Source organism: Enterococcus sp. 5B3_DIV0040, from assembly GCF_002140755.1.
In the GTDB taxonomy this organism is placed as follows: domain Bacteria; phylum Bacillota; class Bacilli; order Lactobacillales; family Enterococcaceae; genus Enterococcus_D; species Enterococcus_D casseliflavus.
This window is the reverse complement of the sequence record NZ_NGLC01000001.1, coordinates 711,673-731,896: the sequence shown is the minus strand read 5'-3', so window position 1 is coordinate 731,896 and position 20,224 is coordinate 711,673. Positions and strand designations below refer to the sequence as shown.

Sequence of the window (20,224 nt, the reverse complement as noted above, 5' to 3'; positions counted from 1 at the left end):
TCCTATAGTATACTCGAATTTCTTTCTTCTACCAACAACTTCACCGATTATTCATAAAGGTTTGCCTTTTTTTCAATCTTTGATAAGATTGTGAGTGGACTATGACTATAAACCTTAGGAGTAAGATACATGACCTATAAAGCATTAACTTTTTTTGATCTTGACGGTACGCTTTTAGATGAACACTCGCAAATCACATCCGAAATCGCTGAAGCGATGGCGATGTTGCGAAAAAACCAAGTACTGCCGATCATTGCAACAGGAAGAACCGAACCTGAAGTTACCGCCATTCGTGAAGCAGCTGGGATCACCTCGAACATCGTCATGAACGGCGCCTTTATCCGTATTGACGGCAAAGAAGTTTTTTCCGATACCCTTGAACCTGAACTTTGCGCACGGATGTTCCAAGCAGTCAAAGACAATGGTGATGAACTGTGCTATTACAATGAGAAAGGCTATTGGGCGACTGGACATACCGAGGAAATGATTGGTGCGTACAACTATGTCCGCAGCCCTTTACCAGAAATCGATCCTCTGCATTATGAAACAGATCGGACCAATATGTTGTTGGTTTTAGGTGTCGGCAACGATGCTTATTATCATGAGCGTTTTCCAGAATTAACTTTTTATCGTAATACCCCCTTTTCCATCGATGTCGTAAAATCTGGCACCTCTAAAGGGACGGGCGTAAAAACCTTGGTAGAATTGTTGGGTCTAGAAGATGTACCTACCTTCGGCTTTGGTGACGGCAGCAACGACTTCGCTCTTTTAGAAGCCTGCGACCACAAAATTGCAATGGGAAATGGAATTCAAGAGTTGAAAGAGTTGGCAGACTTCGTGACCCTGAAAAATACCGAAGGCGGGATCGTGCACGCCCTGAAACACTTTGACTTAATCTGATTCTTTGCATACAGGCAAAACTATGGTATACTAATGAATGGTAGCGATACCCCTTTTATCAAGGGGATGTTACGGATTCGACAGGCATAGTTGAGCCTGAATTGCGCTTCGTAGGTTACGTCTACGTTAAAACGTTACAGTTAAATATAACTGCTAAAAACGAAAACTCTTACGCTTTAGCTGCCTAAAAACAGTTAGCGTAGATCCTCTCGGCATCGCCCATGTGCTCGAGTAAGGGTCCTATTCTAAGTGGGATACGTTTTATCTTTCCGTCTGTAAGATAAAAAAGAGAGCATCAGACTAGCGATACAGACTGCCTGTCACTCGGCAAGCTGTAAAGCGAACCTTCAAATGAGTTGACTATGAGCGTAGATTTTTAGGTAGCAATATGTTTGGACGCGGGTTCGACTCCCGCCATCTCCATAAAGCAAAATCGATTAGATTTTCGTAGTTTTCCTAAGTGTTCAAGACCTTGATTTAAAGAGGTTTTGAACACTTTTTTTGTATTTTCAGTTGCACAATGTTTTTCGTAGTTTTCTTGTTTGGTAGTCAAATGGTGGTTAATTATCAGCTTTAAAACGATGTGCTATTCCTCGCTTTTCTTAGATTGTATTTCTTATACCGATTGAACCTAAATTAATTGTTCAAGTGAAGTCAGATGCTTTTTTTAAGCAATCAATGCTCTTCAATGGCGTACCTTCTCACCAAATTGTATACGAATCTCTTTTTTGCGAGTTTTTCTTGGGCTGATTTTTTTACTCTATTTTTGATTTAAGGCTTTTTACTCCTTAGTATCTTTAGATACACTTTTTTTCACTCCTGTTTTGCGTTCTCAACGGCATTCTTTTTTCCTATCTAAAGAATATAAAAATAAAGAGAACCTTAGAATAGTCACGTTGGACAGTGCGGCTATTCTAAGTGTTCTCTTTTTGTCTTGTCCTACTTTTCAAAAGTTATTTTTTTGTGAGTCTGATAATTTCTGAAATATCGTCAATTTCCAATGCATTAGCGATTCTTTCAATATGTTGAAGGTAAACTTTTTCTCGTTTGCCATTTGCCAGCTTATTAATAATCGAAGGTTCAATATCAGATAAGCGTGCTAACTCTCTTAGAGAAATTCCTCGGCTTTTTACAAGCTCTTTTAAGCCTATTTCTATTTTTCTGTTCATGTATTAGCCACCTTTTTCTGCAAGCAGATGTTGTTCATAAGGACATCATATAGTAAAATAGAACCGAAGGTGGTGTCTGTAAGAGCACCAATAAAAAACAGAATGGAGGCGTTACTTTGAAAGAAATAGAAAAGATTGGCATTAAGACGAGTAATAAGCAGCCGGTAAAAGAAATTAGCTACCAGGACATATATGGTTTAGGAGATACTTTGGAGCAATTGAAATCTTGGCAAGAACCACTCTGTGTATTAGAAAAATTTTTCAGTGACAAAAAAAGACCAGCTAACAAGCAGAAAATCATCCGAGATTATCATGCCTGTTCCTTATTATTTCATGTCTTTCTCACAGACTTTGGTAGCTCCCTAGAAAAACTGGAACTCCAGATTGGTGATTTAAAAACTCGAAGAAAAGTTTAATAGCAAAACGATAGCTTGAGCTCACATCAAGCGATAAATGATCGCTTACTTTGCTTATTGATTCTAATAATGGAACATTTTTAACCGCTTATCTTCTTCTGTATAGAATCTACCCGTCTGTTACGTCTCGCAGAAACGACACAACGCTTAGAATCGTACGTGATCAAAAGATAATCGCCTTCCCTTCTTTCTTATCCTTTGATATGATGATTGCATCAAACGAAGGACGTGATTAGATGAAACTGACCTTATTGGCACCCTCTTTTTCTGTCATCCAAGTAGAGCGCATTGATCCTTCGATACTGAAGATCGTTCCTCTATTTTTTGCCCATACGTCAGAAGAACTTTCTTTGGTGTTACCAACGGCAAAGGTTCCAGCTGAAACACTAAACAGAGAAGATGGATGGAAAGCGATGAAAATAATTGGTGTGCTGGATTTTAGCTTAATTGGCATTATTGCAAAAATCTCTTCCCTTCTAGCCGAGGAGTCAATCAGTATTTTTGCTGTTTCTACCTTCAATACTGATTATATTTTAATCAAGGAACATCAGGTAGAACAAGCTCGTACTGTTTTAACCGCCAATGATTATTCCTTTGTCAATTGAGAAAAACTTGTTCTTCCTTACGACAAGTTACTTTCGCTCGCTTTATGAAATACAAAAGAACGACTGAACCAAAGAAGTTCAGTCGTTCTTTTGTATTTCACTTGTCGTTTAACAAAGATAAGAGTACTGGGTATCCCAAATAAAAGACTTCCCCAAGCTTTCATTTGCCCCAGTACTCTTCATTGCTCGTTGTTAAGATAATCATAATACAAAAATGATTTTTATTCAATAAATATGCTTTAAAAATAAACAAAATGCTATTTTGTGACAATTTATAGGGGTTTCACTTCATTTCTAGCTAATATTCCCTATATCTGTTTATATTCTAAATGGTTCCGTGAAGCATCAGTTGAAGAGATGCGAGCCCTTCGTTAGTGATCCACCTTCTTTTAAAGTTTTGAATTTGAGAAAATTCAGCCTTGTCAATCTCGCCTTCCCATGCTACCATGATTATGCAAACGTTAACATTAAAATGCACACGTGAACATTAATTTGAGGAGGATTTTTAATGGCAAAAATTACAGATGTACAAACAGCGTATTATCGGATACCTCTTCCAGAAATCATGGAAGATGCGAAGCACGGCTTACACACCCACTTTGAAGTGCCTATCGTCAAGATCGTTACTGATGATGGACGTGAAGGGGTCGGCTATACGTATACTGGTGGCTTCGGTGGCGAATCGATCGCCAAACTGATCGATAAAGAACTAAAAGCGATCCTTTTAGGGAAAGATCCAGCATGTGTGGAAGCCTTGTGGGATCAGATGAACTGGGGAATCCACTATGTTGCCAGAGGCGGTTTAGCAAGTTTCGCCATTGCGGCTTGTGATATCGCCTTGTGGGACTTACGTGCGAAAAAAGCACAAGAACCCCTCTACAAACTTTTAGGCGGCGCAAGCAACAAAGTAAAATGCTATGGTGGTGCGATCGATCTAAACTTTCCTCTTGAAAAACTCTTAGCCAATAATCAAAAATATTTAGACATGGGATTAAAAGCGGTCAAAATCAAATTGGGACAAAAAACACTTGCCGAAGATATTGCTCGAATAAAAGCGGTCAGAGAATTGATTGGTCCCGATGTTGTCTTTATGGTGGATGCCAACATGAGCTGGTCTGTTGAAAAAGCGATCAAAGCCGCCAAACTGATGGCGCCTTATGACATTTTGTTCCTTGAAGAACCAACGATCCCCGAAGATTACGAAGGCTACGCTCGTATCGCTAAAGAAGGGCAAATTGCGGTGGCAGGCGGAGAAAACTTGCACACCCCTATCGAATTTGCTCATATGATCAAATATGGCAATGTCGATTTTCCGCAACCCGACGCTTCCAATTGCGGTGGGATCACCGGCTGGTTGAAAATTGCTGCCTTAACACAAACAAGTAACTTATCTGTTTCTACACATGGCATGCAAGAATTGCACGTTAGTCTGCTGGCAGCGATGCCTAACGCTGGGTATCTCGAAATGCACAGTTTCCCAATCGATCAATACACCACGAGACCGTTAGTGATCGATCCATCCGATGGCTGTGCGATTGCCCCAGATGAACCAGGGATTGGCGTCACCTTTGACTGGGAGAAACTTGCTCCTCATAAACAACCCTTTTAACTGAAAACCCACGCTGATTTCCTTTAGGATGAGGAAATCAACGTGGGTTTTTATTACAGAATCAATGGTTTTTCTTCAAATGGAAGCCACCGTTCATCAATCAGGGAACGATACCAAGCGGCTGATTTTTTTAATGACCGAGTCCGTTCTTCATTTAGCTCGATTCGTACGAGACCATAGCGGTTTTTGAACGCATTCATAGGTGAAACACAATCGGTAAATGCCCAAAGCATATAGCCTTCGCAGTTGGCGCCTTCCTCGACGGCTTTTAGCAGCCAGTAAAGATGTTCGGTAATAAACTGAATCCGATAATCATCTTGGACTTGACCTGTGGCATCCATATACTGTTCTTCATTTTCCCGCCCCATACCATTTTCAGTGATCAGCCATGGAATATTGCCATAATTTTCTTTAAGATAATTAGCCATATCGTACATGACCTTCGGATAGATTTCCCAGCCACGGGAGTTATTCATTTGTTTTCCTGGCAAATCAAAGGTCTCATAAAACATTTCTGGATGAAATGGTGTATCCGAATGCCATTGATATCGTGGTGCCCGCACGCGTTTCGGGTAGTACTGATTGACACCTAAGAAATCCACCGTATGGGTGCGGATCGTTTCCAAATCTTCTTCTGTCGGATCAAAGTAGATGTCATAGGTTTGGCAAAGTGTGATAAGTTCATCTGGATAATGCCCCTTAACCATTGGATCAAAAAAGATTCGGTTGAAAAAAAGATCGTACATTTTTTGCGCGTTTTGATCCTCTGGTGAGGAAGAGCGTGCGTAAACCATTTCTGGATTTAGCACACAACCGATGCGCCCCTCGTAGCCCTTTTCATGATAGACAGCCACCGCTTGGGCGGACGCCAATACTTTGTGATAGTTCCAAAGCATCCATTTTTTTGTGTTTTGCTCATGGGGCCAGCGGATCGCATCGAGATAGCAACGAGTCTGAATAACGATCGGCTCATTGAAGGTAAACCACTGTTTGACTCGATCACCGTAACGCTCGAAGGCGATTTCGGCATAACGAGTATATAGATCGACCACTTTCCGCGAGCTCCAGCCATCATAGGCATCCATCAAACTAGCTGGCAGTTCATAATGTTCCAAACAAAGCATCGGTTCGACCCCAGCAGCAAGCAATTGGTCGATAAGCTGATCGATATGAGCAGCATAATCTTCATCAACGATCAGCTGTTCATGGTCGGTAAAGAAGCGCGCCCAGTTGATCGATGTTCGGTAATGGGTCAAATGAACCTCCTGCATCAGTTCAACATCCTCTGAAAACTTTTCCATAAAATTCGTCGCAACAGCCGGCCCGTAGCCATTATGCCAGACAAAGCGTTCTTCTTTGTACCAGCGGTCGAGATACGAATCTTGCCCTTCTTTCTTTCCTTGCCAGCCTTCTGTCTGCCAAGCAGACGAAGCAGCCCCTAAAATAAATGTTTCAGGTATTTTTACCATTTTTTTAAAACTCCTTTATGCAACTTTATTGGTCGTACGATTCATTACCAAAACAAAAGGTAGATAGATCAAAATTGCCACGACAATACAGATAACTTGCGTGATCACAGCCCCGATATCCCCAGCAGTAGCTAGATAAGCATTGACGATCGGTGGCATCGGCCATGGGACCATTACCACGGCTTTAGCGGCAAAGCCTAGACTTGTCGCCACGTACCCAATCGTTCCTGTTACTAACGGTGTCAGGATAAAGGGAATCGCCAAAATGGGATTCAGCATAATTGGCATTCCGAAGATCACTGGCTCATTGATATTGAAAATCCCAGGTGCTAATGACAATTTAGTGATTTGGCGCATGTCCTCCCGCTTGCCGACGATCAAAATCGCAATCAGCAACCCAATCGTAACCCCAGAGCCGCCCATACTCATATACATATCCCAAAACGGCATCGTAATAATATTGGGTACTTCTTTTCCAGCTTCAAAAGCTTCCGTATTGACAGCGATCGCTGCCAGCAACAATGGTTCGCGAATGGGTTTGACCATCTGGTTCCCATGAATGCCGATGACCCAAAAAACTTGTGCGATAAACATCAACAACAAGATACCTGGTAATCCTTGGACGATCCCTTCCAGTGGTCGTTGGACGACATTGTAGATGATATCGTAAGCATACATCCCTGTGAGTGCTTTGATAGCAAAACCAGCGGTGGCGATGATGGTCACGGTGAAAATCGTTGGAAACAATGCCGAAAAACTTGCCGAAACATTCCCAGGAACACTATCAGGCATCGTGATCTGCAGCCGTTTTTGTCTTCCTAACCACGCATAAAGCTCGATGGAAACGATCGCAACGAACATGCCTAAAAATAGGCCTTTCGTGTCAGTATATTGCTTAGCCAGCACGTTTTCGGCAACCACCGTCGCATCTTCGTGCAAAAATTCAAAGATCATTGGATTAACAGAAAGATAAGACATCACTGCGATGATTCCTGGAAAGACCCCAGAAATCTTATTTAATTTTGCTAGCTCAATCCCAATCAGAAACACTGCATAGATCGTTAAGAAACTCAACGTCACATAACTGACCGCAGATGAGATCGGTTTTAAACTTTCTAAAAAGCGCAGTGCCTCGATTTGTGCCAATCCATTTTCAGCATCAAAAACCATTGCTGAAAACAATGTACCAAATGCCCCTGTAATGATTACTGGAATCAAAGCAGCAAAGGCATTTTTAATGACCATGATGTAGCGTAAATTATTGATCCTATTGGCAAACTTTCCTAAAACGTCAGCGAGTCGATCCATAAATCCTTGCATAAAACTCCCTCCTATACCCCTATTCTTCAATTATTAGAAAACGATTACATTACAAATGTAATTCATTTCCTGAAGAATGTAAACGCAGGAAAAGCCTTTAAAACAGGGTATGTAAAGCTCCACGTTTACATACTTCGTTTTATCACTTATTATTATTTTGAGGTGAAGCAAATGGCGAACTACCATGACATCGCTGCCGATTTACGGAGCAAAATCAATCACGGGTTTTACGAAGAAGAGAAAAAATTGCCGAAGCAATCCGAACTGGCTGCGGATTATCAAACGAGCCGCGTGACGATTCAAAAAGCATTGAATATTTTACAAATGGAAGGCATTATTTACGGTAAAAAAGGCACGGGTACGTTTATCAGCGATTCCTATTCAACCTTCGATTACAACGCCAAGATCAATCGCGGGCTGACCAAGCGCCTTGGAGAAACAGGAAAGATCACCAGCAAGATCATTTCTTTTGCCATTCTTTTTCCCGATGAGAAAGAACAAGAAAAACTAAACATTCGCAGTGACCAGCAAATTTATGATATCGTTCGTTTGCGTCTATTTGACGATATACCCGTTGTTTTAGAATATACCATCATGCCGCTTCATGTCATTCCTGGCATTACCGAAGAAGTCTTAGCCTCTTCCGTCTATAGCTACATCACGAACCAACTCCACTCCTCGATTGGAACATCTGTCCGTCGTATCAAAGCGGATCGTGCAGACACCTACGACCAGCAATACTTAGCTTGTGCTGCCACCGATCCCATTTTAGAAGTGGAACAAACGGTTTACCTCGGCGATGGGACGCCTTTTGAATTTTCCCAATCACGGCACCGCTATGATATGGGGGATTTTATTGTTGTAAATAATTAATACGCTGCGTATCGATCCTCACTCAGAGGCACTCGATACGCAGCGTATTTTACTTAAAATACTGCTGATAGACTGTTTGACCAATTTCTCTTAGCCAACTGATCCCTCGGCCACTATCGGCTTTATCATAGGAAAATGCCGCTATGATGATCGTCGTTTCATTGGCTTGTAAATATGCTACATCGTGTTCGATGCGGTCAAGACGACCTGTCTTATTAAAAATGCGGCAAGAAGGCTGCGCAGTTTCAGCAAAATTCCCCGCTAATCCATCTTGAAATTGCTGCTGATTTAAAGGTGAAAATCCTAGTGCAGCTTCTTCTCGTTCCACACACCTTAGTAGCAGTTTGGCAGCCACCGAGGGTGTCAAGCGGTTCTCTTTGTCTTTGATCGGTCGCATCATATACCGTTCAAATTGGATCTCCGGCTCCTGAATCCATGCCTGAAGCGTGGGCAACCCTACTAAGTCCAATAGTACATTGGTCGCAGTATTATCAGATACGGCGATCATTGCCGTGAGAAGTTCACTGATGGTCCAACCTTTCTTCTGAGGAAAAAGACGGATCACCCCAGCACCCCCTGTCAGATCAACAGGGCTCACACAAATTACCTGTTGGGGATCGATCTTTTTTTCGATGATTTGTTCAAGATAATACGCGTACAAAACAAGCTTACTGATACTCGCTGCCGAAAACGACTTTTGACTCTGATAGTCAACAAGACATTCCGTTGGCGTACCGATCCATAACCCCATTTCCAATGTTGCCTGGTAATTTTTTAGAATAGGATCAATTGCTACACGCAAGTCATCTTTTCCCATCAAAAACCCCTTTCCTTACGTTCATGAAAAGAATGTTCATGAGCATTCCTGTGATTCATTCGGTTGGTTCTGCCAATAACGCGCCACAACTGCGAGTTCTGGTTCATAATTAGAGCCAGTGATTTTGGTTTTCATGACCCGTGACCCAGGTGTTCTTGAATGAATCATTTCGTCATCCCCCAAATATAGACCGACATGATGGACTTCGCCTTTTCCTTCTTCATAAGCAAACAACAGCAGATCCCCTGGTTGTGCCTGACTGTAAGGTACGATGTTTGCTTGTTGTGCTTGCTCGATCGTATCTCGGGGGATTAAAATACCATGAAGTCGATGCAGCGAATACATGAATCCAGAACAGTCAAAGCCACTGCCGCTAATGCCTGCCCAGACATAGGGCTGGTTTATAAATTGTTCTGCCAAGGCTATTATTTTTTCTGGGAGCTTTGCCCATGTGTCCGATAGGACGTGAGCAAAAGCTTTAGCGATCGTTGCTGGTCCATTAGGCGTAGCCACTTGATAGGAATCTGCGGTTTCCCCAACAAGTGGTAAAACTGTTCCAAAAGAAACAAGTCGTGTGGTCGAGTCAAAAACAAGCACGGCTTCTTTTGCAATCACACCAATCCTTCTTTTGGCTGTTGCATAGTCTGGTGACAATGGCTTCAATACCTCGTTCGGCAGATAACCCGGATACCCGAGTGGGTGTTTATTGCTTATTTGATCCAAGACGATCACATGGGACCAACCATCCGTTTGGGCGATGACTTCTACAATCGTCCCATATAATACTTCGGAGTCCACTAAGCTTTCCTGATAAAGCCGCATCGTATCTTCATCAGTCAAAAAAGTGTGCAGTGCTTCTAAAGGAAATGCTTTGATTTTTGCTAGTACTTTGTTTTCTTTGGGTTCCTTCCATAAGAAGGAAGAGCCAGCCTGAACAATTTGTTTCATCTTTGCTCCTCTCATAACTGTTTATTCGTTGATTCCTAGTCCGATGCGTTCGGTGACGCTCAAGCTTCCTGGACGCTGAAGAATCCCTTGCATTTCAGGGGAAGTCGTTTGGGTCTCCCACATAAAAGGAACATCCAGATCATAAAATTGGACATCCGCCATCCCCAAGGCAAAATGGGCGGCTGCAGCCATTCCCCCATACCCTTCAATCATCGAACCGACCATCACCGGCATTTGATGCTCTTTTGCCAATTGATAAATTTTTTGTCCCTCTTTGATCCCGCCGCTTTTCATCAATTTAATGTTCATATAATCGCAGCAGTTTTCAGCAATCAAACGTTTGGCATCCTCATAGGAAAAAAGACTTTCGTCTGCCATGATCGGAATCGTCGTCCGAGCAGTCACATAGCTAAGTCCAGCAAAATCATTGGCTTTGACGGGTTGCTCAACAAACTCGATCGGAATGTCTTGCCATTGGTCTAAAATCTGCACCGCTTCTTCTTTGGTCCAGCCTTGATTGGCATCAATTCGAAAGGGGATCTTTCCTGCCAAACGTTCATTGATGCGGCGAATTTTCGCAACCTCCTCTTCGATCGCGTCTACTCCCAGTTTGATTTTCAAGGAGCGAAATCCCGCCTGGATTTTCGCTTGGGCATCATGCAGCATCTGCTCCTGTGAACCAACACTGATCGTATAGTCGGTTGTCAGTGTATTGGCAGAACCACCTAAATAGCGGTAAAGAGGCAAGTTTGCCGCTTTTGCCAGTGCATCATGCAACGCGATATCAATCGCCGCTTTAGGGCTCGTATGATGCTGGATCAACGCATGAAGCTCATCCATTACCAGCAATTGGGCATCTACCTTTCTTCCTAACAGGAACGGGGTAAAGACAGTTTCGATATCTGTTAAAATACTTTCTTTTGTATCACCGGTGATCACTTCGGTAGGTGCTGCTTCTCCGATGCCAACGATCCCATTGTCAAAAGAAAGCAGCACTCGAATCACTTCGACGGCGTGCACTTCTCTGAGCGCCGTTTTAAACGGTGCATTCAGCTGGATCGGAATTAGCTTCGTTTCAACTGCTGTGATTTTCATTGGTGTTCCTCCCAAAAAGAAAAGCAGTTCTTATCTAGCTAAAATGAATACGTCATGTTCGCTGCTAGAAAAAGAACTGCTTTATTCCTTGTTATCAAGTTGCTAAACATTCTAGTAACGTTTTTCTCGTCTGCTACCCTCTTTAACGAAGTCAGACAATGAATAGACGAAAGATACTTTTTTCTCCTTATTCTTCGACAAAGACATTTTTATAATCATAGGCCGCGCCAACACTATGAACGATGAGGCCTTTGATTTTTGGCGACCGTAGATGTGCTTCAGCACTTTGGAAGAGTGGAATAACGCCTAAGTCGTCGTTTAAGATTTTTTCTGCTGCTACCATATTTTCCCAACGGGCTTCTGGATCGTTAGCATTTTCATTGGAGGCTTGTTCGATCAATTGATTGTAGTCATCATTTAGCCATTTTCCACGATTATAGGAACTGTCTTTTTTGAACAATTCCAAAAAGTTGATTGGATCTGCATAATCCCCGATCCAGTTGTTCATGACCATCTCAAAATCGCCGCTATTTGAACGATCCAAGCGCACAGAAAATGGAACGTTTGTGACTTCGACAGTCAGCCCATCCAGTGTTTGCTGCAAGGTGCCTTGAATGTATTCTGCCATTTTTTTCGATTGATCGGTATCTGATGTCAACAGTTCAAAAGACAATGTATCGATACCCAGTTCAGCTTTTGCCTTTTCCCAATATTCTTGGGCTTTTTCTTCGTCAAAGGCTAACGTGGTTGCCGCATCCTCGACAAAATCAGCCTTTGTCTCTGGATTAAACGCTAGGTCAGAAGGAACAAAACCGACCGCCGGTAAGGAGCCGTTGCCTAAAATATTGTCAACGATTTGTTGTCGATTCATACTATACGAAATGGCTTGGCGCAGATTTGCATTTCGAAAAGGCGAATCTTCTGGTGCTTGATTCATTTCTAAATACTGAGTGGTTGCACTAGGCTGAACAATGTAATCAGGATGATTCACATTCTGCATCGCCAATTCACCGCTTAAAATAATGTCATCGGCTTGTCCGCTTTCGTACAAGTTATAAGCGGTCGATGAGTCTTTCACGACATCAAAGTTAATTGTTTCAAGTTTGACCGAATCGGCATCCCAATAATCGGGATTTTTCGCCAATGTCCATTGGATGTCGGTGCCTGGTCCAGCATAATTGGTCAATAGGAATGGTCCATTGTACGCCGCGTTTTCACTGGTTAAGGCATATTGGTCACCGAACTCTTCCACGACACGCTCGTTTTGCGGGAAGAAAGTTGGAAAAGCCAGTAAAGATAAAAAGTAAGGCGTCGGTTTTTCTAACGTGATTTTCAATTCATGATCATTGACTGCTTCGATCCCTAACTCGCTTTTATCTAGCGTACCATCTGAAATAGCGACAGCGTTTTTAACGGGTGCCAGCATATAAGCATAATTGGAAGCAGTGGCTGGATCAACAGTTCGCTGCCAGCTAAAAACATAATCAGCTGCAGTAACTGGATCGCCATTGGACCATTTTGCCTCTTCCCGCAGTGAAATGGTGTAAGAAAGCCCATCTTCACTAACTTCAGCGTCTTCGCTTGCACCAGCGATCACAGGAACATTGTTTTCATCTAAGCGATAAAGACCTTCATAGGCGTTGTTTAACGTGATAAAGCTGTAAGAGTCGGTTGCTAAAGAAATATCTGCACTGCCCATCTCTGCCGAAAATTGCACATTGATCACTTGCTCTGCAGAAGAAGCGGCTGATGAATCCGTCTCGTTATCTTCATTGCCATTTTGACAAGCTGCTAAAAATAAGCTGCCTAGTAACACAAGCGATACTGCATATTTGCTACATTTCCCCATTTCTACTCATCCCCTTCTAACATTCAGATAATTCAAAAAATTCTGTTTGTTGTACCGAGTTTACCGCATGTTTATGCAGCCTGTCAATTTAACACGACCAAAAAATGTAAGAGGTTACATGATTGTGTCAGAAACGCTCTTCTGAATGTAAAAAGTAGAAAAGAGCGACTTTTATACTGAATATCGTTGAAAGGAGTCGTGCCAAGAAAACATACAAAAAAGTCCTGATCTTCTAGTAATCAGAACTTTTGATACTTTCTTATACATCATTTCGCAGGTAAAATGGATAAAAAAACTTTCTTAATTTTCCTTCCCTTTCACACAAAAAAAGAAGACATAAATTTCGTCTTCATAGCGCTTTCTCAGAGCCTTCCCACTTTTTTGCCTTTCAACTCAAGGAATAAAAGAAATCTCCTCAGAAAGCAAAAAAAACGTATCTATTTTAAAATGGGAGTGGTACACTAAACAAACGAAGAGTACTGCACGTGAGAAAAGAAAGACTTCCCCAAGTATCCATTTTCTCCAATACTCTTCGGACTCTTCAGTACGTATATTAATTATACGTACTTTTTTCATTTGTTCAAGGCTTTTGAATGATTTAATCAAAAAGTGAAAATCGATAAAAAAGTAAAAATCCCCATGCTAATTGACAATGATTCTCAATTAGCGCTATACTAAATGAAATCACTCACAGTCAAAGGAGGAATTTCATGTATATCCGTACCGTCGCATTTGAAGTCATTCCAGAAGGCAAAGACATCTTTCTTGCTAAAATGAAAAAAGATACCGCCTCAATGAAAACATTTGCTGGCTGTCACTCTGCTGAAGCTTGGTTTTCAGAATCAAAAGACCGCCTCGTTTTCCAGCTGGTGTCAAAATGGACTGAGAAAAAAGCATTTCAAGCTTGGTTAAAACGCCCCGAACATCTGCAAAAGCACCGAGAGGCGTATCGAGTAGAAAAGGAAGGAACTGCAAAACCGAGCCTTGTTTTGTCCAAAACAGGTCAAGAATTTGTCTTGATCGATGAAGAGCCTACTCCTAGTTAAACGATACGAGCGATCCACCAAAGCGGATTCCGTTCGTTTTGGTGGATCGCTTTCTTGTTCAGTATCTCTCTTTTCTATTCCACCGTTCGCTCGTTCAGGGTTCTTCCTTGCTGATCTTTTAATTGAAGCCAGCCATTGGTCCCCCCATAGTAAAGAAACATGCCGACCTCATTGACACTTTTTAATACGACGTCTTCAATCGTTCGTCCCTCTTTGATCGCTGATTGATTTTCTTGCCGTATCTTTTCTGCTAATCGAGCTGAAAAGCCCACCGAGCCGTCTTTGTTCAAAGGAACCTCTTGACGCAAGGTAGCGCCTTTTTCAATTCGAACCTCGTTGCGTTTCTGCCAATAGACCGTTGCTGTACTTCCTTGATAATCCACCATAAAGGGTTCATCTTGTAATTCTTTTGACCATTTATGACGAGGCTTGCCCCCTTTTTTCACCGCTTTCGTTTCCTTTTTACTGGTGGATACATACCCCAGAAAATCGATCAAGCAATCAAATGATTCCGCACAAACAGCGACCCCTTGTTGCAGTTCCTGTGGAATCACGATAGGTGCGTTGGAAGCATTGGACAAATGATATTTCTCTTGATAATAGGCTGCTAAGTATGGCGCCATGATCTCCCAAGGTGGTGTAAGGATCATTAAGCGATCATATTCTTGCTTGTCATCAAATGTTTTCTCATCTGCTACTGATAGTAATTGGCCTTCTTTTATGGCTAAGAGGACGGTATTGTCTTTTGTTTCAATAAGTTTTCCTTTAACAATTTGCAGTTGCCCTGCTTCCTTCGGCAATTCAAAAAGCATCTGTTTGTCATCAATGACCGTTTTTTCTAATTCCATTTTGCTCCCTGCTTTCTGCTAGTTTCTCGCCCATTATAGCATGTATTTTTCTACGCAGCGGTGTCCAAGAATCAAAAAAAGAGGCTGCTTCCAAGAAACAGCCCCTTTGTTAAGGGAATTGGTTTACGTGCATGGCTTCGCTTGATTGGGATTAACCCTTAGCTAGAAAAGCATTCAACCAATGCTGGTTGATAGATCTCGTTGTATTTTGCCACAACTCGTCCACAACGTTCTTCAAGCTCGTCATGATCGGTCTCTTCATAACGGATCACATGCAAAACGGCACAACGTTCCATTTTTCTGACCACTTCTCCGATAACGCGGCTTTCTAAGCCAACTGGTTTACATTCATATGCTTTACCTAATACAATTGTTTCTGCTTCCATAATGCGCTCCTTACTACTCGTTTCTCTAATTGTATTATCATCTTATCATCTAATTCTAATAAAATAAAGCGATATGCATGTCTATTTAAAACAAAAATGAAAAAAGTGCCCATTATTCAATGAACACTTGCTTTGTAAACGTTATATTGTTTTTTGCTAATTATTAAGAAATGACGATTTATTTACGACTCGCTACTAGGATCGCCGCAAATTCTTCAAGATATTTCTGATCGATCGCATCATAGCTGTTCGTTTTGCCACTATCGATATCCAACACACCAATCAATTGATCATCAGCTATCATAGGAACAACGATTTCAGACATAGCTGCCGAGTCACAAGAGATATAGTTCTCATGTTCTTTGACATTCGGGACGATCAATGTCGTTTGTTTTGCGGCTGACTCCCCACAAACCCCTTTGCCCATAGTGATTCTAGTGCAAGATACTCTTCCTTGGAACGGGCCTAAGATCAGTTCGCCTTCTTCAAACAAATAGTAGCCGGCAAACACCGTATCTTCCAATGTTTCATTTAATAAAGCAGAAGAGTTTGCTAGATTAGCGATCCAATTACTCTCTGCTTCTAGTAATCCTTTTAATTGCAGAAGCATCAATTCATACGCTTCGATTTTTTTATTCATTTTCTCACCTCTGTCCTTGATTATAAGCAAAGACAGAGGATTTGTCTTGTCTAAATTACTGAGTATGGGAAACAATAATGTGAAAAAAGAACTGTTGCCTAAAATAGCCTATCCATCCACTCGTACCAATAGTCAACGCTACTCATAGCATTTCCTTCTCAGTCGTCTTTGAAAACTTACTAGGCATCAATCACAGTAAAGCGAGTGTTTTCATGTTGTACTGTTTCGATCTCATCGATAATTGCCTTAGCTAACGTACCGCTAGATGTCACCGATTCCTTTTGTTCGTTGAATAGTAAGTGATCTTTCCCTAAAATCGCTGGTTTAGCTGGTCCTTCTTGAAAGACATTCCCAGGAGAAATCCCCACCCAAGGGACATTTTTGACTGTTTCTAAAAAGAGATATTCGTCTAGCTGATTTTCTGGAATCGCAATCCAACTTTCGCTTCCTGGTGCTTTTTTCAACTCAGAGAGATTACGTTCCCCCGCTTCATTGAATAAACTGCCGGCTCCTAAGATGAAGAACAAACGAGTGTTTTTTTCTCGAAACAGGTGCACTAATTTTGCTGCCAGATCCACATGCAAGTAAGCTTTGTCAGGACTTGTCGCAAACGCGTCAACAAGCACATCAAAGTCACTGAGCTCTTCTTCTGTGAGAGAAAAAGCATCCTTTGTAAGTGTTTTGACCGTCTCACCAAGTTGTTCTTTGGCCTTCGCTTCATTTCTCACGATAGCAGTCACTTCGTGTCCTCTCTGTACTGCTTCTTGATAAATTGCTGAACCTGCATTCCCTGTTGCGCCAATAATACCGATTTTCATAATGATCATCCTTCCTACTTTTGTTTTTTTCAAAATCAGTTGTTACTAATTAAGTTACAACTAGAGTATAAAAGAAACTTTCTTCCCTGTCAAGAATTTGCCTAGCAGGTGAAAGTTCTTTTTTTACAGCCTTTTATGTGACACTTTTAATGATTGGCTTCTACTTGAATGCCGTCAATGATGGATTGTAGCGAGATAGCGCTCATTTCCTGCTCAATTTTCTTTTGCAGCACATCGTAAGTTTCCTCTAATACCGTTTGGATATTCCCCCCAATCAAGCAATTGGGATTGGTCTTTTTGTCCGCATGTAAAAGATGCTGATCTTTTTCAACACTCGCATAGATGTCCAACAAAGAAATCTCATTTGGTTCCTTCGTTAGTTTAGGGTTTGGTTTTCCTCTTTGGCTTTCGATCAATCCGGCAATACGCAGATCACTCATAATCCGGCGAACATAAGCAGGATTCGTTTCAACACTCTGGGCGATCCGATCACTTGATAGATCAGTTCCTTTAAAGAGGTGGATGTAAGCGAGGATGTGAATGGCGTCGCTGTATTTCGTTGAATATTTCACTTCGTCTCCACTCCTTTTTCTTGTATCATACCTCTTTTTTCAGATTTAGACAAAGGGTACTGACCAATCTTACAAAACTCGAGGATCCCATCAAGAAAAAGCAGCCCTCAAAAAGTTAGCACAAAAGCCTAACTTCTTGAGGGAACTGCATACTGAACCATTTTTTTCCTTTTTATTTAAACGAGCACTTTGCTAATAGCCCTTCATCCAAGCAGACTCAATCTGATTGCCGTCAGGATCAACGATTTCATAGCCGACCATCATGTCCTCTAGAATCCCCATATCAACTTGGAACGACTGTCCACCATTTTCTTCAGCGATTTTTGCAAAATTCTTTGCTTCTTCTGGTGTGTCAAAACTAAATGCGATCAATGCGCCACTCGTCTTCTTTGTATCTGCAATACTTCTACCATTTAGAAATTGTTGGTAAAACGCATGTTCTAACAGCATTAACCAAATCGATTCACTCCAAACCATTCCACTGCTGGTCTCGTTTGAGAACTCTTCATTTTTTACAAACCCCAGCGCTTCATAAAAGGATGTTGCACGTTTGATATCAGTGACAGGCAAGTTAATAAACACCATTTTGTTCGCCATTTTCTTGCTTCCTTTCTTTGGTAAGCTGCACTGCTGAATCCGTTCTCATTATAGCACCTATCGGTTCATTCACAAAAACATCAGTCTTTGTCCTCTGCTGCTAGTCTGAATAACCTGATCCAAAATTTTTTTCAAGTAAAAAAAGGCCTTGCACACATAGGCCTTTTAGCTTTTCTCATCTATGAAAAAGTAACTTGATAAGCATTAGCAAAGAATCATGTTTTCGCTAATACAATCAGCCCAAACTACTTTATTTAATACTCAAAGCTCGAGTCTTGAGTCGATCACGGTTACTTTCCCACGATAAATTTTTCGATACTCTTTGGGCGTATAAGAAGTTGCTTTTTTAAATTTCTTACTAAAATAATTTGGATCATTGAATCCTACTCTAACAGAAATTTCACTGATTGATCGATCACTTGTTGAGAGTTCTTTTTTGGCAACTTCAATACGATAAATCATCAAGTACAATGAAAAGGTCATTCCTAATGTATTCTTGATCAAACGGCTGGTGTGATACCGACTTAAATGCAGGTGATCTGCTAAAGTGTCTAACGTAATATGTTCTCTATAATTTTCATGAATATAGCGCAATATCTTATGTCTTAAAGAAAGCGAAGGAGAAGCTTCATTGTTTTTCTCGACGTGCAGCAAGGAAATCTGATTGATGGATTGAATCCCTCGGTCCAATGCATAAACAAAATCATTGGTGATCGGTTCGACCAAATAATCAATCAAGCCGTAACGTAACGCTTTTTGAGCGATAGCAAAGCTTTCTACTGCAGAATACAAAATTGCTTTTGCATTCGGGTAAAAAGAGAGCAATTCTTTGTATAATTCAAAACAGTCCTCTTCACCATCTGCATTAATCACTGCAATCTCAACCATCTGCTCAAGACAGGTACGCTGAAGTGCTTTTTTCGAATCAACCATTGGAAGCAAGATGACATTTGGGAAATGACGATCAATCAAACGAACCATCTCGCTAACTGCTCTTCGCTCTTCGCTGTCAATGATCAATAAATTACACACGAAATTTTCTCCTTCGCTAAAAATTCATAGTCGGTTTCTCTATTTTCGTTTATTTTTCTTGAAAATCAATGACCATTCGTCCTTTGATTTTTCCTGAAAGCATTTCATCAAAAATATCGTTGATCTCTTCTAACTGACGCATGACTACTTTAGGAACGACTTTCCCTTCCGCTGCAAATTGGAAAGCTTCTGCTAAATCAGTTCGTGTTCCAACAAGGGAACCGACAATCTTAATCCCATCCAATACAAGTCGAGGAATGTTCAAGTCCATGCTTTCTGGTGGGAGACCGACCGCTACAATCGTACCGCCCGCACGAACAGCATCAACAGCAGAATTGAAGGCTGCTTTTGAAACAGCTGTTACTACGGCTGCATGTGCGCCGCCGGTTGCTTCTTGAATGATTTTTGCCGCATCTTCTTTCGCAGGATTGATTACAAGATCAGCGCCGTGATCTTTTGCGAAGTCCAACTGTTTGTCGTTGATATCGATTCCAATCACTTTTGCATTAAAGACATTTTTAGCATATTGTAAGGCTAGGTTTCCTAGTCCCCCTAAACCATAGATGGCGATCCATTGACCTGGTTTAATGTCAGAAACTTTTACCGCTTTATATGTGGTTACACCTGCACAAGTAATGCTGCTGGCTTCAGCAGAACCTAAGTCCTCTGGAACTTTCACTGCATAGTCAGCTACAACGATACATTCTTCAGCCATACCACCATCTACAGAATAGCCGGCATTTCTAACCGAACGGCATAATGATTCATTCCCGTTCACACAGTATTCGCATGATCCACAGCTTTCATACAACCAAGCGACACTTGCACGGTCACCGATTGCTAGAGAAGTAACATCATCACCGATTGCAACCACTTTACCGATTCCCTCGTGTCCGAGTACGATCCCAGATGCATCTCCAAAGTCGCCATCTTTTACATGCAAGTCAGTATGGCAGACACCGCAACACTCCATTTTCAATAATGCTTCATTCGGACGAAGCGCTCTTAATTCTTTTTCCTCGATTTTTACAACCTTATCTTTTGATACTACAGCTGCTTTCACAAAGACACCTCTTTCAATTCGATTAAATAAAGAACTTCCTTTTATTTGTGAAGTAGTTAACTAACGCATAGAGGTCAGTAATAGCTAGATAAAAGAAAGTTCTCTATCGAGAAGATTACCATAGAAATCATCAAAAAAAGGGGAATTTATTG

At 41.4% G+C, this 20,224-nt stretch carries 21 protein-coding genes and 1 other RNA gene; 7 read left to right on the top strand and 15 right to left on the bottom strand.

What is annotated here, in order from left to right; genetic code table 11:
- Positions 1-129 precede the first annotated feature (129 nt).
- On the top strand, positions 130-900 hold the full coding sequence (locus A5883_RS03605) for a Cof-type HAD-IIB family hydrolase (protein WP_005231883.1): 771 nt from the start codon (positions 130-132) through the stop codon (positions 898-900).
- A gap of 62 nt (positions 901-962) precedes the next feature.
- Positions 963-1,326, top strand: a transfer-messenger RNA (tmRNA) gene (gene ssrA, locus A5883_RS03600).
- A gap of 527 nt (positions 1,327-1,853) precedes the next feature.
- On the opposite strand, the gene A5883_RS03595 is transcribed toward ssrA, so the two are convergent.
- Positions 1,854-2,069 carry a helix-turn-helix domain-containing protein gene (locus A5883_RS03595; protein ID WP_074933564.1) on the bottom strand — a complete coding sequence of 72 codons (216 nt, stop codon included), beginning with the start codon at positions 2,067-2,069 and terminating at the stop codon, positions 1,854-1,856.
- A 116-nt stretch (positions 2,070-2,185) separates the two neighbouring features.
- Between A5883_RS03595 and A5883_RS03590 the strand changes: the two genes are divergently transcribed.
- The 3 genes from A5883_RS03590 (at position 2,186) to A5883_RS03580 (ending at position 4,699) form a co-directional block, all read left to right on the top strand.
- Positions 2,186-2,485, top strand: a complete 300-nt coding sequence (locus A5883_RS03590) for a hypothetical protein (RefSeq protein WP_086338012.1) — start codon at positions 2,186-2,188, stop codon at positions 2,483-2,485.
- Between the two features lie 236 nt (positions 2,486-2,721).
- Positions 2,722-3,090 carry an ACT domain-containing protein gene (locus tag A5883_RS03585; RefSeq protein WP_010749708.1) on the top strand — a complete coding sequence of 123 codons (369 nt, stop codon included), beginning with the start codon at positions 2,722-2,724 and terminating at the stop codon, positions 3,088-3,090.
- A gap of 508 nt (positions 3,091-3,598) precedes the next feature.
- Entirely contained in the window at positions 3,599-4,699 is a 1,101-nt protein-coding gene (locus tag A5883_RS03580; RefSeq protein ID WP_086338011.1) for a mandelate racemase/muconate lactonizing enzyme family protein, read from the top strand.
- Positions 4,700-4,752: 53 nt separating this feature from the next.
- Here A5883_RS03580 and A5883_RS03575 read toward each other — a convergent pair whose 3' ends face one another.
- Positions 4,753-6,168: a glycoside hydrolase family 1 protein gene (locus tag A5883_RS03575; RefSeq protein WP_010749710.1), complete on the bottom strand. Its 1,416-nt coding sequence runs from the start codon at positions 6,166-6,168 to the stop codon at positions 4,753-4,755.
- Between the two features lie 15 nt (positions 6,169-6,183).
- The gene (locus A5883_RS03570) at positions 6,184-7,488 is read right to left on the bottom strand and encodes a PTS sugar transporter subunit IIC (RefSeq protein WP_086338010.1); all 1,305 of its coding nucleotides are present in this window, start codon (positions 7,486-7,488) and stop codon (positions 6,184-6,186) included.
- 171 nt (positions 7,489-7,659) lie between these two features.
- Between A5883_RS03570 and A5883_RS03565 the strand changes: the two genes are divergently transcribed.
- On the top strand, positions 7,660-8,361 hold the full coding sequence (locus A5883_RS03565) for a GntR family transcriptional regulator (RefSeq protein WP_086338009.1): 702 nt from the start codon (positions 7,660-7,662) through the stop codon (positions 8,359-8,361).
- A 49-nt stretch (positions 8,362-8,410) separates the two neighbouring features.
- On the opposite strand, the gene A5883_RS03560 is transcribed toward A5883_RS03565, so the two are convergent.
- The 4 genes from A5883_RS03560 to A5883_RS03545 form a co-directional block, all read right to left on the bottom strand.
- Entirely contained in the window at positions 8,411-9,178 is a 768-nt protein-coding gene (locus A5883_RS03560) for a serine hydrolase (protein ID WP_086338008.1), read from the bottom strand.
- 36 nt (positions 9,179-9,214) lie between these two features.
- Complete coding sequence (locus tag A5883_RS03555) at positions 9,215-10,126, bottom strand: C40 family peptidase (protein WP_176323944.1); 912 nt, start codon at positions 10,124-10,126, stop codon at positions 9,215-9,217.
- A 21-nt stretch (positions 10,127-10,147) separates the two neighbouring features.
- Positions 10,148-11,221 (bottom strand): dipeptide epimerase, encoded by a 1,074-nt coding sequence (locus A5883_RS03550; protein WP_086338006.1) that lies wholly within the window; start codon positions 11,219-11,221, stop codon positions 10,148-10,150.
- A 187-nt stretch (positions 11,222-11,408) separates the two neighbouring features.
- Positions 11,409-13,070, bottom strand: a complete 1,662-nt coding sequence (locus tag A5883_RS03545) for a peptide ABC transporter substrate-binding protein (protein ID WP_086338005.1) — start codon at positions 13,068-13,070, stop codon at positions 11,409-11,411.
- A gap of 710 nt (positions 13,071-13,780) precedes the next feature.
- Here A5883_RS03545 and A5883_RS03535 point away from each other — a divergent pair.
- Positions 13,781-14,116 (top strand): antibiotic biosynthesis monooxygenase family protein, encoded by a 336-nt coding sequence (locus A5883_RS03535; protein WP_086338004.1) that lies wholly within the window; start codon positions 13,781-13,783, stop codon positions 14,114-14,116.
- A gap of 74 nt (positions 14,117-14,190) precedes the next feature.
- Here A5883_RS03535 and A5883_RS03530 read toward each other — a convergent pair whose 3' ends face one another.
- The 8 genes from A5883_RS03530 to adhP all read right to left on the bottom strand — a co-directional run bounded on the left by A5883_RS03530 (position 14,191) and on the right by adhP (position 20,072).
- Positions 14,191-14,964, bottom strand: coding sequence for a hypothetical protein (locus tag A5883_RS03530; RefSeq protein ID WP_081116494.1), 774 nt, complete (start codon positions 14,962-14,964; stop codon positions 14,191-14,193).
- 158 nt (positions 14,965-15,122) lie between these two features.
- Entirely contained in the window at positions 15,123-15,350 is a 228-nt protein-coding gene (locus A5883_RS03525) for a hypothetical protein (protein WP_005229082.1), read from the bottom strand.
- Between the two features lie 178 nt (positions 15,351-15,528).
- Positions 15,529-15,990, bottom strand: coding sequence for a GAF domain-containing protein (locus tag A5883_RS03520; protein ID WP_074536031.1), 462 nt, complete (start codon positions 15,988-15,990; stop codon positions 15,529-15,531).
- 179 nt (positions 15,991-16,169) lie between these two features.
- Positions 16,170-16,817, bottom strand: a complete 648-nt coding sequence (locus tag A5883_RS03515; RefSeq protein WP_016608699.1) for an NAD(P)H-binding protein — start codon at positions 16,815-16,817, stop codon at positions 16,170-16,172.
- 137 nt (positions 16,818-16,954) lie between these two features.
- Positions 16,955-17,380 carry an Rrf2 family transcriptional regulator gene (locus A5883_RS03510; RefSeq protein WP_010749722.1) on the bottom strand — a complete coding sequence of 142 codons (426 nt, stop codon included), beginning with the start codon at positions 17,378-17,380 and terminating at the stop codon, positions 16,955-16,957.
- A 192-nt stretch (positions 17,381-17,572) separates the two neighbouring features.
- Positions 17,573-17,977 carry a VOC family protein gene (locus tag A5883_RS03505; protein WP_086338003.1) on the bottom strand — a complete coding sequence of 135 codons (405 nt, stop codon included), beginning with the start codon at positions 17,975-17,977 and terminating at the stop codon, positions 17,573-17,575.
- Positions 17,978-18,238: 261 nt separating this feature from the next.
- Positions 18,239-18,958: a helix-turn-helix domain-containing protein gene (locus tag A5883_RS03500; protein ID WP_176323996.1), complete on the bottom strand. Its 720-nt coding sequence runs from the start codon at positions 18,956-18,958 to the stop codon at positions 18,239-18,241.
- Positions 18,959-19,058: 100 nt separating this feature from the next.
- Complete coding sequence (gene adhP / locus A5883_RS03495) at positions 19,059-20,072, bottom strand: alcohol dehydrogenase AdhP (protein ID WP_005229064.1); 1,014 nt, start codon at positions 20,070-20,072, stop codon at positions 19,059-19,061.
- Between the last annotated feature and the right edge of the window lie 152 nt (positions 20,073-20,224).

Coding starts and splice junctions, on each gene's coding strand:
- A5883_RS03520 (WP_074536031.1), bottom strand. CDS start 15,990: ATGAATAAAAAAATCGAAGCGTATGAATTGATGCTTCTGCAATTAAAA.
- A5883_RS03500 (WP_176323996.1), bottom strand. CDS start 18,958: ATGGTTCGTTTGATTGATCGTCATTTCCCAAATGTCATCTTGCTTCCA.
- A5883_RS03525 (WP_005229082.1), bottom strand. CDS start 15,350: ATGGAAGCAGAAACAATTGTATTAGGTAAAGCATATGAATGTAAACCA.
- A5883_RS03570 (WP_086338010.1), bottom strand. CDS start 7,488: ATGCAAGGATTTATGGATCGACTCGCTGACGTTTTAGGAAAGTTTGCC.
- A5883_RS03595 (WP_074933564.1), bottom strand. CDS start 2,069: ATGAACAGAAAAATAGAAATAGGCTTAAAAGAGCTTGTAAAAAGCCGA.
- A5883_RS03580 (WP_086338011.1), top strand. CDS start 3,599: ATGGCAAAAATTACAGATGTACAAACAGCGTATTATCGGATACCTCTT.
- A5883_RS03535 (WP_086338004.1), top strand. CDS start 13,781: ATGTATATCCGTACCGTCGCATTTGAAGTCATTCCAGAAGGCAAAGAC.
- A5883_RS03560 (WP_086338008.1), bottom strand. CDS start 9,178: ATGGGAAAAGATGACTTGCGTGTAGCAATTGATCCTATTCTAAAAAAT.
- A5883_RS03545 (WP_086338005.1), bottom strand. CDS start 13,070: ATGGGGAAATGTAGCAAATATGCAGTATCGCTTGTGTTACTAGGCAGC.
- A5883_RS03555 (WP_176323944.1), bottom strand. CDS start 10,126: ATGAAACAAATTGTTCAGGCTGGCTCTTCCTTCTTATGGAAGGAACCC.
- A5883_RS03530 (WP_081116494.1), bottom strand. CDS start 14,964: ATGGAATTAGAAAAAACGGTCATTGATGACAAACAGATGCTTTTTGAA.
- A5883_RS03565 (WP_086338009.1), top strand. CDS start 7,660: ATGGCGAACTACCATGACATCGCTGCCGATTTACGGAGCAAAATCAAT.
- A5883_RS03585 (WP_010749708.1), top strand. CDS start 2,722: ATGAAACTGACCTTATTGGCACCCTCTTTTTCTGTCATCCAAGTAGAG.
- A5883_RS03515 (WP_016608699.1), bottom strand. CDS start 16,817: ATGATCATTATGAAAATCGGTATTATTGGCGCAACAGGGAATGCAGGT.
- A5883_RS03575 (WP_010749710.1), bottom strand. CDS start 6,168: ATGGTAAAAATACCTGAAACATTTATTTTAGGGGCTGCTTCGTCTGCT.
- A5883_RS03550 (WP_086338006.1), bottom strand. CDS start 11,221: ATGAAAATCACAGCAGTTGAAACGAAGCTAATTCCGATCCAGCTGAAT.
- A5883_RS03605 (WP_005231883.1), top strand. CDS start 130: ATGACCTATAAAGCATTAACTTTTTTTGATCTTGACGGTACGCTTTTA.
- A5883_RS03505 (WP_086338003.1), bottom strand. CDS start 17,977: ATGGCGAACAAAATGGTGTTTATTAACTTGCCTGTCACTGATATCAAA.